Here is a 17916-nt window from a genome sequence, read left to right as displayed (position 1 = left end):
TTCCATGTTCAGTGGAAGGGAGGTTCTTTGGTGTTTCGTGCAGGACGAGGGATTCTCTGGTTCTCACCGTTATAGCATCCGAACATCCGAAGGTGGTATAACGATGACTTGTCAATACATACTTGGCGGTGAAAAAAAACGAGCCTGTTTCTGTCCGGAAATTGGATGGAATTAGGCTTCTTTGAGTCTGTTTGGGATCTATTAGCTCAGTTTCATAGGCATAAGTGCCTATTTTTAGCAAACTTTAAGGGAAAATTAAGCTGCGGATTATATCTTTTTTTGTCGAATGGTTTATTATGGTATGTAGGGACTGAAGAATATCCAAATAAAGAAAACTCAATAAATATCGCGAGGTGTTAAGAATGAGGTTTACGATTGGAAGGAAGTTGAGATTAGGTTTTTTATCTATTCTTATTCTTATGGGTGTAATCGGCGCGACGTCGACTACGAAGATGATAGGGATGGGGGATAAGGCAGAAGAGATACAAACGATTTATATGCCAAGCATGAAGCTTCTTGGGGATATAAAAGGGGATTTTATCAATATTCAGCGTCTCGCCTTGAGGTTTACCTTGGAAACAGACGCTAGTGAAAAGGATCGGCTCGAACAAAAAATGAATACCACGATAAGCGATATACAAAAGCTACAAAATACATACGAACCTCTTATTGATAATGAGGAAGAACGAAATCTATTCAAGAGTTTCCTTAAAACTGAACAGGAAATAGCAGATGTTTTCCCTTCGCTGATCAATGCCGGAAAGGCCAATGATTTTAAAAGCGCGAATAAAATTGCAGGAGACATGAAAACGCCTTTTAACAATGCGCTCGAAAGTATTGAAAAATTGATTGAAATCAATACAAAAGAAGTCGAGGAAGCTACGAATGATTCCGTACTGCTGGTTAAATCAGGCAGAAGAGTGGTAGATACTCTCAGTATTGCTGCCCTGTTAGCCGGTATAGTCATTTCTTTATTTCTAACAAGGATAATCTCTAGGCCTATGGTCTTAATGTCGAAAGCTGCCAAACGCATTGCCTCGGGGGATTTGACCGGGGATGCGATCAAGGTGAACAACCGGGATGAAATTGGCGACCTGGCCTTATCATTTAATGAAATGGCTGATAATCTCCACACGATCATTCGAAAAGTCGAGATCAGTGCGGAACATGTTGCTGCATCCTCGGAAGAATTAACGGCCAGCTCTGAACAAATCCGAGAAGCGACAGAGCAAATTGCGCTTACGATGGAAAAAGTAGCGGTCGGTTCAGAGAAACAGACGCGAAGTATAGATGAAAGTGCCAGTTCGATGAATGAATTGAACGTAGGTGTTCATCATATTGCGACTAATGCGGAAAGTGTCACACATGCAGCCATTCAAGCATCGGAAATTGCTTTGGAGGGAAATCAAACCATTCAAACGACCGTCAATCAGATGAATGCAATTAACCATACAGTAGACGGTTTGGCTCAAGCAGTAAAGGGCTTGGGGGAACGCTCGCAAGAGATTGGGCACATTGTCGAAGTGATCACGGGCATCGCGACACAGACGAACTTGCTTGCTTTGAATGCAGCGATTGAGGCCGCAAGGGTCGGAGAGCATGGAAGAGGGTTTGCTGTTGTAGCCAATGAGGTACGTAAGCTGGCTGAACAATCGAAACAATCCGCGGAGCAGATTGCGCAGTTGATTGCAGCCATTCAAGACGAGACGACCCAGGCTGTTCATTTAATGGAAGCAGGTACGCAAGAAGTGGCGGAAGGAATCCATGCCGTTCACATAGCTGGCGAATCATTCGAACGGATTCAGCGCTCTGTAAACGACGTAGCTAATCAGATTCAGGAAGTTTCAGCTGCTTCACAGCAAATGTCTGCCAGTACGGAACAGGTTGTTCATTCGATCAACGTTATTTCGGGGATTGCAGAAACGACATCATCCGGATCACAGCATGTATCGGCAGCCGTTGAAGAGCAGCTGGCGTCAATGGAAGAGATTACGGCATCAGCCTCGGCGCTCTCTAAGATGTCGGAAGAATTACAAGTGCTTTTAGGAAAGTTTAAGGTTTAAAAGAAATAGAAAAACAGAACAAAGATTTCAAGCGTAGATTTCCCCAATTGACGGATTGACGTTTCGCTAACTAGAGGTCGGATGATCTTTCATTACAATCGACAGAAAACAAAAATGAGAAGGCAAGGATTACCTTGCCTCCTCATTTTTTTGTTATGGAATAATGCCGTAAAGTCATGTGTGCATGTGGTTGAATTAACTCGGGTCCGCGATATCCAAGGTGATTTCATCTAACGTTTTCTCGAAGGAAGCACTCATGTGCTCAAGGAAATAGTCGACCTCAGGCATGTTCATCTTTTTCAAGCTTTCGAGAACTTGTTGTTTGGCAACGACGAACTCACGGTTGCCTGTGGAGAGCTCGGTTAAGCATTTGATATAGGCTTCAATCAAATCAGCGGCCTTTACCCAGCGGTAAAGCTCAGGGTCAGGATCTTGAATGAGGCCGCGGTAGATGCCGCTTAGTGCAGGTGGGATCGTGCTGATCAGCCGTTCTACGGCAACATCTTCAATTTCGCGGAAATTTCGAAGAATTTGCTCGTTGTTGTGCTTTACAGGCTGAGGGATGTCACCGGTCAGCACTTCGGACGCATCGTGAAACAATGCGATGGAAACGATGCGATCGGTGGGCACATTTCCGCCGTACACTTCGTTCGAAATCGTGCAAAGCATATGAGCAATCGAGGCAACGTAGAAAGAATGCTCGGCTACGTTTTCGCGGCGCGTGTTCCACATGAGGCTCCAGCGATCGATATATTTGAGACGATATAAGTAAGCAAAAAAGTGATGATTCATGGGCCTAAGCTCCTTCATGTTTGATTTGGCGGGCCGAGTAACACGGACCGCTCGCCAAGGGCTACTTCACGCTCGGCGTCACCCGCGCAGCCACCTTGCCGGTGGCCGGGGTGTAGACGAGCGGCTGCCCGATCAGCGCTTGCAGATCGTCAAGCGCGATCGTGACCTGCCCGTGCTCACGCAGCACGGGCTGCCGCAGCTGGACGCGCGCGTCGCCGCGCGTCGCTGTCTTGGCATTCACCTTCAGGGTGAATGCCTCTTGCCCGAGGCGGAGGCGAAGCTCTCCGCCTTCAGCCGTGGCGCTGCCGCCGAGCTGCGCGGCAGCAGCGGTTGCGTCCACGCGCAGCGGCGCGCTGTCCGGCTGCGCCATAACCCGGCGCTGGATTGAACGCAGCAGCAGCTCCGGCGTGATGTTCGGGCTGCCCGCGTTGATCCGCGGGATCAACATGTGATCGGCGCTGCGCGTCGCCATCTCGGGGGAGATCGTGAAGGCGTACCGGATGCCAGCATTCGCCACTAGCTCTGTCGCCGCTGGCGACGTGATGCCATACGGGTACGCCATCGCGTCGAGCGGCGCATCCGTTAGACCTGCAAGCTTGCCCACACAGGCTTGCGTATCCTTGAGCACACGCTGCTGGTAAGCATCCGCGTTCTCGCCGTCGAGTCTGCCGACAAGGGCGGCTTCCCCACTAGGAAGCTTATGGTGAAGATTGTCCGTGTGGCAGCCAATATCGATGAAATTCGTCGCATGCGTCATTTCTCTGAGTTGCTCCTTGGACATCGAAGGAATGTACGAGCCTAATGGGTTAGCCAAGTCCGTCGTGATGACGAAGTTGACAGCGGGAATACGTAAGCTTTTGAGAATCGGATAGGCCGCCGTAAAGAAGCTTTGATACCCATCATCGAAGGTGACTAGAATAGCGTTGGATGGAACCGTTGCGCCTGCCATGTACATTTTAAACTCATTTAAAGAAATAAAATGATAGCCTTTGCTGAGCAGTGACTCTAACTGATTTTGAAACAAGCTACTAGTGATCGTGCTTGAGCTTGTATCTGTGTCGTGGATGTGATGATACATAAGGACTGCTACCTGATCCTGGTAGTAAATGGTTTCGGACCGTTCAGCCTGCAGGGGTGTCAATAAGAGTGTGAGCCCAATCAGACTAACGAGAATCGAAATTGCGATTCTTTTGTACATGTCAGCGAATCTCCTTGTTTTCCTCACAAGAACCGTCGAACTGTTCCTGAGAGGTATGGTATAATAGACAATATTCTTAATGATTATGTGTGTAATGAGAGAGGAGCTAGACAGCGTTATGCAGCATTTTTATCAAAGTGTTTATGATTTGATCGTCGAAACATCCACGAACCTTCCTGGTGATGTTCGTCGTGCGGTACAAGCCGCGCAAATAAAAGAGGATAATGGCACGCGATCAGCATTATCTCTATCCCGTATTGCTGATAACATTCATATGGCGGAAACGAATGTATCCCCGATTTGTCAGGATACAGGCATGCCAACGTTTATTATACACTGTCCGGTTGGGGCAAACCAACTTGTGATGAAGAAACAAATCCTTGAAGCGGTTGCGAATGCAACAAAGGCAAGTAAGCTTCGTACGAATTCCGTTGATTCCCTTACAGGTGCAAATAGCGGGGATAACCTCGGACCAGGAACACCCGTCATCCATTTCGAGCAATGGGAACGTGATGATGTGGAAGTGAAGCTCATTCTCAAAGGCGGCGGCTGCGAGAACAAAAATATTCAATACAGCCTGCCAGCTGATCTTGAAGGCGTAGGTAAAGCAGGTCGTGACCTCGACGGCATTCGCAAATGCGTCATGCATGCGGTGTACCAAGCACAAGGACAAGGCTGCAGCGCAGGCTTTATTGGTGTTGGGATTGGCGGCGACCGGACAAGCGGCTATGAGCTTGCTAAGCATCAATTATTCCGTCATGTAGATGACGTGAACCCGCATCCAGACCTTCGTAAAGTCGAAGAATACGTAATGGAGCACGCGAATACGCTAGGAATCGGTACGATGGGCTTTGGTGGTCAAGTGACCTTGCTTGGTTGTAAAGTTGGTGTCATGAACCGTTTGCCAGCTAGCTTCTTCGTTTCCGTAGCGTATAACTGTTGGGCGTTCCGTCGCCAAGGCGTGATTTTGAATGCCGAAACGGGTGAAATCAATGGCTGGTCCTATCCAAGAGGCGTTGAAGTTTCCTTCCAAGAGGCTTTTGAAGCAAGTGCGGAAGAAGCTAGAAACACACCGCAAGAAGAGCGTCGCGAGATCGTGTTGACGACTCCAATTTCGGAAGAGCAAATTCGCAGTCTGAAAGTCGGTGATGTGGTTGTCATTAATGGGACGATGCACACTGGACGCGATGCGCTTCACAAATATTTGATGGATCATGATGCGCCAATCGATCTGAACGGAGCGGCTATTTATCACTGTGGACCGGTTATGGCCAAGGATGATGCTGGTGAGTGGCACGTGAAGGCGGCAGGACCGACAACGAGTATTCGTGAGGAGCCTTACCAAGGCGATATTATTAAAAAGTTTGGTATTCGCGCGGTGATCGGTAAAGGCGGCATGGGTCCTAAGACGCTAGCAGCGTTGAAAGATCATGGCGGCGTGTACTTGAATGCGATCGGTGGAGCGGCACAATACTATGCACAATGTTTCAAAAAGGTTGAAGGCGTTGATTATTTGGAATTCGGTATTCCAGAAGCCATGTGGCACTTAGAGACAGAAGGCTTTGCTGCGATTGTGACAATGGATTCACACGGCAACAGCCTTCATGCAGATGTAGAGAAGAATTCCTTAGAAAAGCTGGCTGCGCTCAAGGAGCCAGTGTTTAAATAATTTCCTTTTGACCACTTTTACAAAAAAAATACTGGATTAGCTGTAGAAATTAGGGTTACTATTTAGAGTAGCCCTTTTTCTTGTATGATTTTATAAATCGGCACACAACCCTGTTGGAGGTTTACGTATCCATGACCAAATTTCGTGCAAAGCTAACCCTGATTTTAATCTTATTAATTGGATGCTCGATGTTAGTAGCGGGTATTTTCATGGCAAAGGTACTCGAGAGTTCCCACGTCAAGTCTTTACAAGAAAATATGGAACGTGAGCTTCATGTGATTGCTTCAAGCGGCGTATGGGATTATCAAGGAACGGAAGCCGAGTTGTTCAAGTATTATTCTGCGCAAGCCCATCGGCTAAAAGACGCAACAAGTGAACGCATGACGTTTGTACGTGCGGACGGTAAAGTGCTCGGCGATTCGGACCAACTGCCAGAGCAGATGGACAACCATTTAACAAGACCCGAAATTGTAGCAGCAGAGAAAGACGGAGTCGGCTATACGACACGTTACAGTGATACACTGAAAGAGAAAATGCTCTATGCGGCCATTCCCGTTAAAAATGCTGCCAACGTGACAATCGGATTTCTACGAATTTCGATGAGCTTGGAACAGGTAGATAAATCCATTCGAAGTCTTTGGTATTTCCTCATATCAGGGCTGTTGCTCCTATTTGTCATTGCAGGTATTGTCAGTTATCGAATTGCCAAAGGGATTACACGGCCAATCGAGCGGATGACCAAAGTCGCGCAGCAAATCACGAATTTGAACTATGAATCTCGTGTTCCCGCGTATAGCAATGATGAAGTTGGACAGCTCGGGCAGGCGATTAATCGCATGTCGGAGAGCTTGCAGGGGCAAATGGCGCGTATTCAGGAGAACGAACGCAGGCTGCAAGGTGTCATGGAAAATATGATGAGCGGCATCATGATGATTGACCGTGAAGAGCGGATTATGCTGCTTAATCCTTCTGCTGAAGCGATTCTGGGCTTCTCTTCCCAGGAGCTCTTGGGTAAGAAATATAATGAGGCGAAGCAGCAATACGAATTTACAAAATTGATTCAAGAATGCATCGAACTTCAGGAACCGATTTCGGATGAGATGATGTTTTATTATCCAGCTGAACGTATTTTGGATATCCATTTAAGTCCAATCGCTCATGAGGACGAGGAATGGTCAGGTGTGCTCATCGTGCTGCATGATATCACGGCGGTTCGACGCTTAGAACGGATGCGCAGTGAGTTCGTAGCGAATGTCTCGCATGAGCTGAAGACGCCGATCGCTGCAGTCAAGGGCTTTGCTGAGACACTGCTTGCTGGCGCGTTGAATGATAAGGAAACGGCGGTATCGTTTCTGCAAATCATTTTTGATGAGAGTGAGCGATTGAATCGCTTGATTGGTGATATATTGGAGCTTTCGAAGATTGAATCGAAGCGGATTCCGATGAATTTCTCTCCCGTTTATTTACCGGAGTTTCTAGAGCGATCGCTCAGTGTTTTACGGAAAGAAGCGGAGAAGAAGCATATTGAACTGACGATGACAGTCGAAGAGGATATGTATATCGAGGCGGATGAAGATCGATTGCGACAAATCATTATCAATTTGCTGTCCAATGGTATCGCGTATACGCAAGATGGCGGTAAAGTCAGGCTGCGTGTAGAGCCATTGGAGATCAATGCTGACGGCGATTATGAACGACTTCGGATTATTGTTTCGGATACGGGGATGGGTATTCCCAAGAAGGATTTACCGCGTATTTTTGAACGATTTTATCGGGTGGATAAAGCACGATCCCGAAGCTCAGGCGGAACAGGACTCGGGTTATCCATTGTGAAACATCTCGTGGAGATGCATAAAGGAACGATTCGCGTTGAAAGCGAAGTCGGGGTAGGGACGAAGTTTATCATTGAATTGCCCGTTATTCACTAAAATGGGTCGATATTTTTACGTATTTACATCACGATGATGAAGACTTTACAATGTCTTTACATTTGTGTGATACACTCAACTTGTGCAATGTTAATAAACTGTAAATGCGGGGGATCCCATGGCACAGAAGATACTTGTTATTGAAGATGAGCCGACGTTGGCCCGGTTACTATCCTATAATCTCTCTCAAGAAGGCTATGACACGAAGGTGATCGATCATGGTGGAGATGGCCTGCAGGAGGCGCTTCAGCAGTCGTATGATTTACTTATTTTGGATATTATGCTCCCAGGATTGAGCGGGTTTGAGGTATTAGCTAAGCTTAGACAAAAGGGAAATCGTACGCCTGTCATTATTCTAACGGCACGTAATGCCGAGGATGAAGTCGTACAAGGATTAAAGCACGGTGCAGATGATTATATCACGAAGCCATTCGGGGTGGCCGAGCTGCTTGCGCGTGTGGCTGCTGTTTTGCGGCGCACACAATCGGATGAAGCGGCTGCGGATATAGCCAAATCGAATGAGAAAGTCATTCAAGCGGGCGAGCTCCGTATTTATCCAGAAAAGTATGAAGTCGTGTTGAATGGCGAGTCGATTCCGCTACGACCGAAAGAATTTGAAGTCCTGCTATATCTCGTGCAGCGCCCAGGTGTGGTTGTGACCCGAGATGATCTTATGAATATCGTTTGGGGCTTCGATTATATTGGGGGACAGCGTACGGTTGATGTGCATGTGAGCTCCTTACGAAAGAAGCTGGAAATGAATCAGCAATCGGTGCAGATTGATTCGATTCGCGGCGTCGGGTACAAGCTCATTGCGAGTTCGATAAAAAAGTAAGTAGCATGGGAGCTGTTTTTGCAGCGACGATGCTTTTTTCTTTTGTATAGCACAATTGCATACAATCTTCGCTAAATCGGGAATTTTTTTGGCAGCTTTATTGGGTATAATTAAGTATATACATAAGATTACAATAAATTTAAGCATTTACAGGGTAATTATAGAGGAGGAACATCATGTCAACGACGTATCGGATCGCGATTATTGGGTGTGGAGGGATTGCCAATGGCAAACACATGCCTAGCTTAAGCAAATTGGACAATGTAGAAATGGTAGCGTTTTGTGATATCGTTTCCGAGAAGGCACAGGAAGCTGCTGCAAAATTCGGTAAGGGAGAAGCACGTGTCTATGAAGATTATCGCGAGGTATTGAGAGATAGCTCCATTGATATCGTTCATGTGTGTACGCCAAATGACTCCCATGCGGAAATTACGATTGCTGCTTTAGAAGCTGGCAAGCATGTTATGTCTGAAAAGCCTATGGCAAAGACAGCAGCAGACGCTAGACGTATGGTTGAAGCTGCTAAACGTACCGGTAAAAAGCTAACGGTCGGTTATAACAATCGTTTCCGCGGCGATAGCCAACATTTACATAAGCTTTGCTCAGAAGGTGAGCTTGGCGAAATTTATTTCGCGAAGGCACATGCGATTCGTCGCCGCGCTGTACCGACATGGGGTGTATTCCTCGATGAAGAAAAACAAGGCGGAGGCCCGTTGATCGATATCGGTACGCATGCATTGGATTTGACGATGTGGATGATGAACAACTATGAGCCAGCGGTTGTTTTGGGTACATCGTATCACAAGCTATCCCAACGCGAGAACGCGGCGAATGCTTGGGGTCCTTGGGATCCAGCCAAGTTCACCGTGGAAGATTCAGCATTTGGTATGATTACGATGAAAAATGGCGCTACGATTATTCTAGAATCCAGTTGGGCGTTAAATACGCTTGAAGTAGACGAAGCGAAATGTACGCTCTCCGGTACGGAAGGCGGCGCTGATATGAAAGGCGGCCTTCGTATTAACGGCGAGAAGCACAGTCGCTTGTTCACGACAGAAGTGGAACTGAACGCAGGCGGGGTTGCTTTCTATGATGGTAAAGCAGAGGTTGCGTCGGATTTAGAAATGAAATTATGGATTCAAGCGATAGAAAACGACACAGATCCAGTGGTTACTCCTGAGCAAGCGTGTGTCGTATCTGAGATTTTAGAAGCCATTTACGAGTCAGCGAGATCAGGTAAGGCTGTTTATTTCGACTAGACTGTAGTCCTATTTCCTGGGAAATGGTTAATGATGTGAAAAATCCCTTCTTCCGATGCACGTCATCGGTTGGAGGGATTTTTTGTTGTTTTTCGATGCTCGCCGGGCGTCGTGCCAGTGCGTTGTTTGAATATTTTAGAAAAATGATGTAAATCCGCAAACCCGCAATAGTCAGAAATGGATTCATGACTGAGCTCAGTATTCGCAAGTAATTCTTTCGCATGATGGATGCGCATTTGTAATAAATATTGGTGCGGAGAAGTCCCGTAGCGTTTCTTGAAGAGGAAGCTGAACCTAGAAACGGACAGATTGGCGCGGTCCGCCAAGTCCTGGGCTGAAATGGGATCACTTAAATGATTGGAGAAGTAGGAGGTGATCCAGTTTAAGGTCGGTGCTGGCGAGGGGACATCACGCTGATAGGCTTCTAGAATCGAAAGGATGATTTCAAGCATAAGATGCTGTGTTCTTAGCTGAGTAAGCGGATTGTGCACTTTGGCAAGCTCAATGCATTGTAGAAGTTTTTCTTTGATGAGAGAAGAGTTATGCGGTTGGATGTGTACGGGAACTCGGATACCGTATAGTTCATGAATCGTAGACTGCATAAGATGGCTATATGCGGTTAGATCAATTTGACCTGGTCGCGTGGGGAAGCTGTTTTCTCGTTCGGTATTGTAGGCGATATCAAAATGGAGATATGGTGTGACGGTGTTGGTTAGTCCTTCTAACGAAAGTAGACTCCCTGGCTGGACGAGGCAGAATTGACCAGGGTAGAACATATATTTCTGATTGTCGACCCAGAAACAGCAGGTACCTTCTTGGATGTATACCAATAAATAGTCCAAGAGTCTGCGCTCGGGATAGTTCCAAGGCTTGCGAACTGCAAAGTCACATTCCCTGATATAGGGGACGATAGGTGGAGAATTTAATAATTCTTGCAGCATGGGAGAGCCTCTCTTTATTTAATTTGAAAAGCATTCTTGTTGACATTAGATGTTCGTACTCACCTCTTATTGTAGTGCAGGATGACATGTGGAATCCAGTTGTTTTTGACAAACTAATAGCCTTGTTTGACAAAGATTGTTGGCTAAATGGGTCGTATACTAAAGCTATAAATAGACAAGTTGAGGTGCATAGCGAATGAGTAATCTAGAAGATAACCAAGTGAATGAACTGCCTTTGTTGGAAGACAGTTATACGTTGTCACAAGAGGAGCGGGAAAGATATCAACGAGATGGCCATATCGTTCTTCGCGGGGTAGCAAGCGAGGCTGAGATCAATGTGTATGAGCCGATCATTTCAAATTTGGTGAAGACTTTGAACAACCAAGATAAACCGCTTGATCAACGTGATACGTATGGGAAGGCGTTTATCCAGATTTCGAATTTATGGGAACAAAGTGAAGAGATCCGCCGCTTTGTGTTTGCGAAGCGTTTTGCCAAGATTGCTGCAGATTTAATGGGTGTTGATGGCGTACGTATGTATCATGATCAGGCCTTGTTTAAGGAGCCTCATGGCGGTCATACCCCTTGGCATCAAGATCAAATTTATTGGCCGCTGGATACAGATAGTACGATAACGATGTGGATGCCGCTTGTACCGATTTCTGAAGCGGTGGGATCCATGACCTTTGCTTCGCAATCCCACCTTATAGGATACATGAATAAGATGGTTATTTCGGATGAATCGCATCGAACTCTTGCGGGTTATATCGAGAGTAAGGGCTTTGAGACCAAGTCACACGGTGCGATGGAAGCGGGGGATGCCACGTTCCATGCGGGATGGACGCTGCACAGCGCCCCTGGCAATTCGACGGATTCCATGCGTAAGGTCATGACGGTCATTTATTATGCGGATGGGTTGCGGATTGCTGAGCCAGATAGCAAGGCGCGCGAGAGTGATTTGAAACGGTGGTTCCCTGGCCAGCAGCCGGGGGAGTTAGCTGCTTCAGAGCTGAATCCGTTATTGTATAGCCGCAAATAAAAGTAAAAAGATCGCCTTCCCACTGTACGAAGTGAGGAGGGCGATCTTTTTTGTTATAGAGTAAATATAGGTGATCTACCATTTACCCCCATGTGGAGAAGGGCAGCGAGCATTGCTAAGCTTTGCCTTCACTCCCATCAAACAGCCGCAGTACCGGCATGTGGTGCCCCATTGATAGTCGCTGCAGCTTGCGCAGACTGCGATGCGACGGTCATATTCGGCTTCTGTTGTCAGCTTCAGGTTACGGACGCGGAGCGTTTCACCGAAAAGCTTTGCTATTTCTTCTGGTGTCACATGCACGGTGGCTGAACAGCCTTTGCAGTCAGATCCGATATCAGCTCTAGTTCCACCTGAGTTATCCATATCTTTATGCTCCTATGTAAGACAAAGTGTGACCACGGAGCGGGCAGGAAGGGTAACGAGCAGCACTTCATTTTCGACCCGATAATCCGTAAAAGGTTGTGACTTCACGCTATCTGGTTCCTCGAAGGTATTATGCGCTTGCAACGTATCGGATGTGATTACCAAACCTGAGATTGTTCCAGTGAGAGAACCCTTAATATCGCATTGGACCTCAAGCGGTTCTGCATGGTGCAAATTACAGAGGGAAATATGCAATTGGTTTTCTTCATTTAATGAAGCGGATGCGCTTAGTTGGTTGATTTGCTTGCCATCCATCGCATATGACGGGCTATCTGCTTCTACCGCAATGTGACGAGCATCTTGATGCACCTTGTACATGTCGAAAACATGATAAGTAGGTGTAAGCAGCATGTCAGCGCCTTCCGTAAGGATAACCGATTGCAAGACATTAACGACCTGAGCAATATTGGCCATGCGAACACGATCACTATGCTGATGGAAAAGATTTAAATTAATGCCTGTGACAAGGGCGTCGCGAATGGTATTTTGCTGATAGAGAAAGCCAGGGTTCGTGCCAGGCTCTACATTGAACCAAGTGCCCCATTCGTCAACGATTAAGGCGACTCTTTTGTCAGGATCATACGTGTTCATAATGGCAGAATGACGCGTAATAAGTTCATCCATGAATAAGGTTTTTTCTAAGGTTGTAAACCATTCCTGTTCCGTAAAATCTGTTGCTGAGCCTTTATCCTTCCATTCACCTGTAGGTATTGTGTAGTAATGAAGGCTGATGCCATCCATGTATTTGGTCGCTTCGCGCATCAAGACTTCGGTCCAGTTATAATCGGCGCTATTGGCTCCACAGGCGATTTTGAAAATCTTATTATCCCCGTAGTTCCTTACGTAGCAAGCATATCTGCGATACAAATCAGCATAGTATTCCGGACGCATATCTCCGCCGCAGCCCCAATTCTCGTTACCCACGCCAAAATAAGTGAGCTTCCACGGCTTTTCACGGCCATTCTCTTGACGCCAGTTCGCCATCGGAGATTCGCCGTCAAAGGTCATGTATTCCACCCATTCCGACATTTCCGCCACGGTACCGCTTCCAACATTGCCGCTAATATAGGGCTCTGCGCCGATCAATTCACATAAACGAAGAAACTCATGCGTGCCGAAATGGTTATTCTCGACAACACCGCCCCAATGCGTATTGATCATTCGTTTGCGATTTTCCGCTGGACCAACACCATCTTTCCAATGATATTCATCGGCGAAGCAGCCGCCCGGCCAGCGAAGAACTGGAATTTGCAGCTTTTTCAGCGCTTCAAGTACATCGTTACGCATACCTTCTGTGTTAGGAATCGGGGAGTCGAGTCCAACCCAGATGCCCTCATAAATACAGCGGCCCAAATGCTCAGAGAAATGACCATAAATATTTCGGTTAATCGTGTGTAGCGGTGAATCCGCATGAATATTCAGCTTAGCCATGAAAGGTATCTACTCCTTATTGATTCATATTGGAAACCGACTCCCGACTGATCAGAGCAGCCGAAAGTATGATTTGTTCCTTTGCGATAGACGCCTGCGCGTGGTGGCGATGAATAGCGGAAAGCAGTTCCTCGACGAGATGCTTGGCGTCTAAACTGAAAGTCGTTAGTCGAGGCGATATTTGTGCCGCCAGTGGGATATCATCACAGCCGATGATAGAAACATCCCCTGGAATGGAGCGGCCATTCTCGCGAAGGCCTTGTATGCAACCAGCAGCCATCCAATCATTCACAGCGAAAATGGCATTCGGAAGTTCGGTTGTTAGCAGGAGATCTGCCGTACGGCGGCCGCCTTCCCAGTTCATTTTCTCCGTGATGACATGGACTTTCGCATCTTGCTGCTGGCAAAAAGCGAGAAAGCCTTGCTTACGTAAGCGAGAGGAATCGTATTTATCAGGCCCAGCAAGCAGAGTGAAAGTCCGATGTCCTGCGTCGTAAAGCGTTTTGGCTGCTTTGCTGCCGATGCGATAATCATCGAAATAAATTTGGATGATGTCCTCACGGTGCGCATAACGTTGTATGGAGAAAAGCTGACCAGACGTCATGCTGAGTCGATCGAGTTGCTCATCATCCATCTGTCCGATTAGGATGAGTGGACTAGGTAGGGAAGCTGCACTTGGCTGATCCGGATGCACCATAGAGATCTTAATGGCTTGCTTCGCAGCTAAATTCGTGATTTCAACAAGGAAATTGGTGTAGTAAGGGTCATTCCCTTTAATATCAGGTGAACACATGACGTATAGCGTGTCTAAAAGCACAGCCGGGACGATGTATGTACCTTTTCCTTGTAATTGGACGAGTAAGCCCTCTTGGACCAAAGTCTTTATCGCTGCCCGTACACTTACTCGGCTAGCTTCGAAGTTCGCAGCCAAATCTCGCTCAGATGGAATCTTGACGAGCTGATCCTTTTGCAAGGATTGAATTTGCACACGCAATTGTTCGATAAGTCTTTCTTTAATAAGTGGAGATTTCTCCATGTGACCAAACCACCATTCTGGGTGATACCATTTCAAAACTATATAATACCAATAAGATACCACGCGTGATGTGGGAGAGTCTACTTTTATTTTTTTTGTTAACTGTAATTAATTTTGTCGGTAGTTAGAAGATCATATGTCGTATGCTTGTAACAAAAAATGTCGCGCTCGAAAAAAGCTTGAACCTATATAGTTCAAGCTTTTTCAATTTGAGTTATCGAATTTGCTCTAGGTTTAAACCTATTCAATAGATGGAATAATGTGGATATGAAGGTGTTTCAAAACTTGATAATGAAATGACGCTTTTTTAAGGAGGAAGATATTTGGATTGGAAAAGTAAGAAGTCGTGGGCTCAAGAAGATGCAATATATGCACCTAAACGAAAAGTAAACAACAAAGGAAGTAGGGAGCATGAGCACGTTATTGGCTCAATTCCTAGTCTAAAAATGAATCGAAGTATTAAATATGAATCGTTCTGGGGAGAATGTTTGTTTTATTACTTTCTTGAAATTGAACCACTTACAGTTAGATACTATGAGCAGCCAGTTGAAGTTACTTATTCGGAATTGAATGCTCAGTTTGAGCTTATTAAAAAAAAACATGTCCCAGATACTCTCGCATTCCGTCAGTACAATCGTCCTCATTTATTCCAAGTAAAAGGGGGGAATAAAATTATTGAACAAAAACCACATTTGTACAAAGCTTCGTCCAAATACGCACAAGAGCAGGGGTGGAATTATTCAGTTGTCCATCCTAAACTCATTCCTCTAAAAGTTAAATCTAATCTTATTTTCTTAATGAACTATATGAGGCCGCGTGACTATTACGATGCTTGGATTCCTGAAATATTGAACAAAGTAATGTATTTTAAAAATCCCACAGTTGAGCACCTTGCTAAAAGTTTTAGTGCAAAAATTGATCATAGAGAAATCTTACCAATAATTTATCATCTCATTTTTAGAGGGGAATTGCGGACAAATATATTTGTACCGGTAAATAATTTTAGTGTTTTGGAACTAGGAGATCTATCTAAAGATCTACTTAATTATTTTAGTCTGGAGGGAGATCCAATTGTTACGTCTTTGTAGTCTTAGAATCGATGATTCCTTTATGTGGTGTGGCACTAAATTTATTGTCCACAGTATCGAACCTCCTAATATTCTCATTTTCAAAGAAGATGGCGAAAGAAAAATTAGTAAAGTAAATTATTATTCCATAATTAATGATGACAGCTTTGAACTTATTTCCGATAAACATATAAGAGTCGAGAATCAGATATCAAAATCGGAATCAAATCAAAGGTCTCTCTTAGATGCATTACCAAAAAAGAGAAGGGATTTAGCATTGAAAAAGTTAAGCTGGATAAAACCAATTTTAACTTTTGAAAGTGCTAAGAGCGGTGATATGTATGCTGCAATTGCATTCAGTGAGAATTATAGAAAGTATCTTGAGGAAGGAGAGACTGTGCAATCCATTAGTAAAAAAACGTTGCTTGAACGGATTGCAAAAAATAAGGATTGTGGAAAATCTACCCGACAACTTGAACGATATTTAGCTGATTATTTGCACAGTGAAAATCAGAGGGAAAATCATGGGGTGGAAGGATTAGTATCTAAAGCTCATTTGAACACTCATGTAAGAATAGATGATTTGCCACTTGAACTCTGTCACCCCAAGAAAAAAGAATTAGTACTTGATACCATTTTTGTTCGTCTAGATGGAAAGTACGTTCCAATTCTTAAGGCAGCCATTGAAAATTACTATTTAGGTAAAAGAAGAAAAAATGTAGCAAAACTTCATGTGAATATCGAGATAATGTGCATTAATGCAAAGTTAGAGTCTTTAGATTATGATACAGTTTACAAAATTGTTAATCGCATCAATCCATATGTTCTAGAGAAATTAGCATATGGAGATGGGATTACAAATCCGAATATTGTGAACACAAATGCAAATCAAAGCTTTGCTAAAGTACCTCTTCAAGTAATAGAGATGGACCATGTACGATTGCCAATTACGGTTATTGATGAAAATACAGGTTACTCAGTAGGGGAGCCATGGTTAACTTTAGCAATTGATGTGTATACCAGAAAAATATGGGGAATGGATTTATCTCTTCACGAACCATCAGGATTTAAAGTGATGAATTGTATTTTTCATGGAATATGTATGAAAAGAACAAAACAGAATTACGGTACTTTAAATGATTGGGATTTTCATGGAATACCCACGGTTTTTCACATGGATAATGGTTCGGATTTTACTAGCATATACGTTAAAAGCATGATTGAAGATGTTCTGCATTCTGAAGTTCGTTATAGACCGATTGCTACACCGCGATATGGCGGAATTATTGAAAGACACTTTAGAACAATAAATCAAGAGTTTTTGGAAGATCTACTCGGTTTTCGTTACAAAACAAATCAAGACAAAAACGATCGTAAAGAATCTGCCGAAAATGCCATATTGACCTTAAACAATCTTCGAGAACTACTGATACACTACATAACAGATATCTACCACCATGATGTTCACCAAGGGCTTCCCTTGGAATGTAATACTCCAAGTGCAAGATACTATCAGGCTCTAGAAATAATGGGTAATCCTGCATTTATTAAAGAAGAAGATGAGCCCTACTATAAGATTCAATTATTGCCTTCGACAATGAAGTCTTATAAAAACGATGGTATAAGAGAAGAGAATGTTAAATATGCTTCACCTGAAACAACTAGATTTATTAGTAAAAAAAGGAAAAATAATTGTAAGATCAAGTTCGATATTGAGGATATTTCTAGGATTTATTTGTTTGATCCAGAGTCAAAGTCGTACATTGAAGTACCCTCAATATATCCTCCAGCAGATGAAGTTACCGGGATGAGTAGAAAATTATATCAAACAATAAGGAAAATTCTTATTGAAAAAGGTGAAATAACCAAACAACAAATCCCAGGATCGAACAATATTGTTAAGGGTAGAGAATTATTGGCAGCAAAGTATGACGCGATGATTAAGACTAATATGCCAATGAGAAGACTGGCATTAAAGTCTGGGTTTGATCTCAGTGTAAATTTACCTAATTCAAATAGTACTGCTTCAACTTCTCCCTTAAGTAAAAGGGAACAACTTATTGCAAAACTCAATATTGAAGTAGCAAAGCTAAATTAACATAGTTTTATGAAAAATTAATTTCATTTTTTTATTAATACCAATTAGTGATAAAGATCAAAAGTTACCTAGAAAATTGAATATGGTTTGAAATTAAGTGAAAAGCCTGAAATAGCTAAGTCCTTGCTATAGCAGGC

At 44.4% G+C, this 17916-nt stretch carries 14 protein-coding genes; 8 read left to right on the top strand and 6 right to left on the bottom strand.

All coding sequences use genetic code 11. The features are described 5' to 3' along the window. The first annotated feature begins 362 nt into the window (after nt 1–362). Nucleotides 363–2063 (top strand): methyl-accepting chemotaxis protein, encoded by a 1701-nt coding sequence (locus tag AC58P7_RS11075; protein WP_497342703.1) that lies wholly within the window; start codon nt 363–365, stop codon nt 2061–2063. Nucleotides 2064–2258: 195 nt separating this feature from the next. Here the strand turns inward: AC58P7_RS11075 and yfbR are convergent, their stop codons facing one another. Then, nucleotides 2259–2855 carry a 5'-deoxynucleotidase gene (gene yfbR, locus AC58P7_RS11070; protein WP_497342701.1) on the bottom strand — a complete coding sequence of 199 codons (597 nt, stop codon included), beginning with the start codon at nt 2853–2855 and terminating at the stop codon, nt 2259–2261. Between the two features lie 61 nt (nt 2856–2916). Continuing rightward, nucleotides 2917–4053: a polysaccharide deacetylase family protein gene (locus AC58P7_RS11065; RefSeq protein WP_497342699.1), complete on the bottom strand. Its 1137-nt coding sequence runs from the start codon at nt 4051–4053 to the stop codon at nt 2917–2919. Between the two features lie 118 nt (nt 4054–4171). Here AC58P7_RS11065 and AC58P7_RS11060 point away from each other — a divergent pair, with 118 nt between their 5' ends. From AC58P7_RS11060 to AC58P7_RS11045, 4 genes are all read left to right on the top strand, one after another. Continuing rightward, nucleotides 4172–5722, top strand: a complete 1551-nt coding sequence (locus tag AC58P7_RS11060; RefSeq protein ID WP_497342697.1) for a fumarate hydratase — start codon at nt 4172–4174, stop codon at nt 5720–5722. A 131-nt stretch (nt 5723–5853) separates the two neighbouring features. Further along, complete coding sequence (pnpS, locus tag AC58P7_RS11055) at nt 5854–7650, top strand: two-component system histidine kinase PnpS (RefSeq protein WP_497342695.1); 1797 nt, start codon at nt 5854–5856, stop codon at nt 7648–7650. 118 nt (nt 7651–7768) lie between these two features. Then, complete coding sequence (locus AC58P7_RS11050) at nt 7769–8485, top strand: response regulator transcription factor (RefSeq protein WP_497342693.1); 717 nt, start codon at nt 7769–7771, stop codon at nt 8483–8485. A 176-nt stretch (nt 8486–8661) separates the two neighbouring features. Further along, nucleotides 8662–9744: a Gfo/Idh/MocA family protein gene (locus tag AC58P7_RS11045; RefSeq protein ID WP_497342691.1), complete on the top strand. Its 1083-nt coding sequence runs from the start codon at nt 8662–8664 to the stop codon at nt 9742–9744. A gap of 62 nt (nt 9745–9806) precedes the next feature. Here AC58P7_RS11045 and AC58P7_RS11040 read toward each other — a convergent pair whose 3' ends face one another. Continuing rightward, the gene (locus tag AC58P7_RS11040) at nt 9807–10685 is read right to left on the bottom strand and encodes a helix-turn-helix domain-containing protein (RefSeq protein WP_497342689.1); all 879 of its coding nucleotides are present in this window, start codon (nt 10683–10685) and stop codon (nt 9807–9809) included. Between the two features lie 196 nt (nt 10686–10881). Between AC58P7_RS11040 and AC58P7_RS11035 the strand changes: the two genes are divergently transcribed. Next, a complete protein-coding gene (locus AC58P7_RS11035) occupies nt 10882–11724 on the top strand; it encodes a phytanoyl-CoA dioxygenase family protein (RefSeq protein WP_497342687.1) in 843 nt (280 codons plus the stop codon). A gap of 75 nt (nt 11725–11799) precedes the next feature. On the opposite strand, the gene AC58P7_RS11030 is transcribed toward AC58P7_RS11035, so the two are convergent. The 3 genes from AC58P7_RS11030 to AC58P7_RS11020 are packed head-to-tail and all read right to left on the bottom strand — an operon-like array spanning nt 11800 to nt 14614. Beyond that, a complete protein-coding gene (locus AC58P7_RS11030; protein WP_497342685.1) occupies nt 11800–12087 on the bottom strand; it encodes a DUF6171 family protein in 288 nt (95 codons plus the stop codon). 12 nt (nt 12088–12099) lie between these two features. Further along, nucleotides 12100–13578, bottom strand: coding sequence for an alpha-N-arabinofuranosidase (locus AC58P7_RS11025; protein ID WP_497342683.1), 1479 nt, complete (start codon nt 13576–13578; stop codon nt 12100–12102). 16 nt (nt 13579–13594) lie between these two features. Next, on the bottom strand, nt 13595–14614 hold the full coding sequence (locus tag AC58P7_RS11020; protein ID WP_497342681.1) for a GntR family transcriptional regulator: 1020 nt from the start codon (nt 14612–14614) through the stop codon (nt 13595–13597). A gap of 323 nt (nt 14615–14937) precedes the next feature. On the opposite strand from AC58P7_RS11020, the gene AC58P7_RS11015 reads away from it, so the two are divergent. Both AC58P7_RS11015 and AC58P7_RS11010 read left to right on the top strand, forming a co-directional pair. Then, entirely contained in the window at nt 14938–15702 is a 765-nt protein-coding gene (locus AC58P7_RS11015; RefSeq protein WP_497342679.1) for a PDDEXK family nuclease, read from the top strand. Next, nucleotides 15686–17779 (top strand): TnsB C-terminal domain-containing protein, encoded by a 2094-nt coding sequence (locus tag AC58P7_RS11010; RefSeq protein WP_497342677.1) that lies wholly within the window; start codon nt 15686–15688, stop codon nt 17777–17779. The genes AC58P7_RS11015 and AC58P7_RS11010 overlap by 17 nt, the downstream gene beginning before the upstream one ends. Nucleotides 17780–17916 lie beyond the last annotated feature (137 nt).

The organism is Paenibacillus sp. J22FR5, from assembly GCF_059691975.1.
The sequence above is the reverse complement of the archived record's forward strand: the minus strand, read 5'-3'. Positions and strand labels throughout refer to the sequence as shown.

Bases quoted from the DNA above. Each gene is read 5' to 3' on its own strand.
- AC58P7_RS11075 (WP_497342703.1), top strand. From the start codon at position 363: ATGAGGTTTACGATTGGAAGGAAGTTGAGATTAGGTTTTTTATCTATT.
- yfbR (WP_497342701.1), bottom strand. From the start codon at position 2,855: ATGAATCATCACTTTTTTGCTTACTTATATCGTCTCAAATATATCGAT.
- AC58P7_RS11065 (WP_497342699.1), bottom strand. From the start codon at position 4,053: ATGTACAAAAGAATCGCAATTTCGATTCTCGTTAGTCTGATTGGGCTC.
- AC58P7_RS11060 (WP_497342697.1), top strand. From the start codon at position 4,172: ATGCAGCATTTTTATCAAAGTGTTTATGATTTGATCGTCGAAACATCC.
- pnpS (WP_497342695.1), top strand. From the start codon at position 5,854: ATGACCAAATTTCGTGCAAAGCTAACCCTGATTTTAATCTTATTAATT.
- AC58P7_RS11050 (WP_497342693.1), top strand. From the start codon at position 7,769: ATGGCACAGAAGATACTTGTTATTGAAGATGAGCCGACGTTGGCCCGG.
- AC58P7_RS11045 (WP_497342691.1), top strand. From the start codon at position 8,662: ATGTCAACGACGTATCGGATCGCGATTATTGGGTGTGGAGGGATTGCC.
- AC58P7_RS11040 (WP_497342689.1), bottom strand. From the start codon at position 10,685: ATGCTGCAAGAATTATTAAATTCTCCACCTATCGTCCCCTATATCAGG.
- AC58P7_RS11035 (WP_497342687.1), top strand. From the start codon at position 10,882: ATGAGTAATCTAGAAGATAACCAAGTGAATGAACTGCCTTTGTTGGAA.
- AC58P7_RS11030 (WP_497342685.1), bottom strand. From the start codon at position 12,087: ATGGATAACTCAGGTGGAACTAGAGCTGATATCGGATCTGACTGCAAA.
- AC58P7_RS11025 (WP_497342683.1), bottom strand. From the start codon at position 13,578: ATGGCTAAGCTGAATATTCATGCGGATTCACCGCTACACACGATTAAC.
- AC58P7_RS11020 (WP_497342681.1), bottom strand. From the start codon at position 14,614: ATGGAGAAATCTCCACTTATTAAAGAAAGACTTATCGAACAATTGCGT.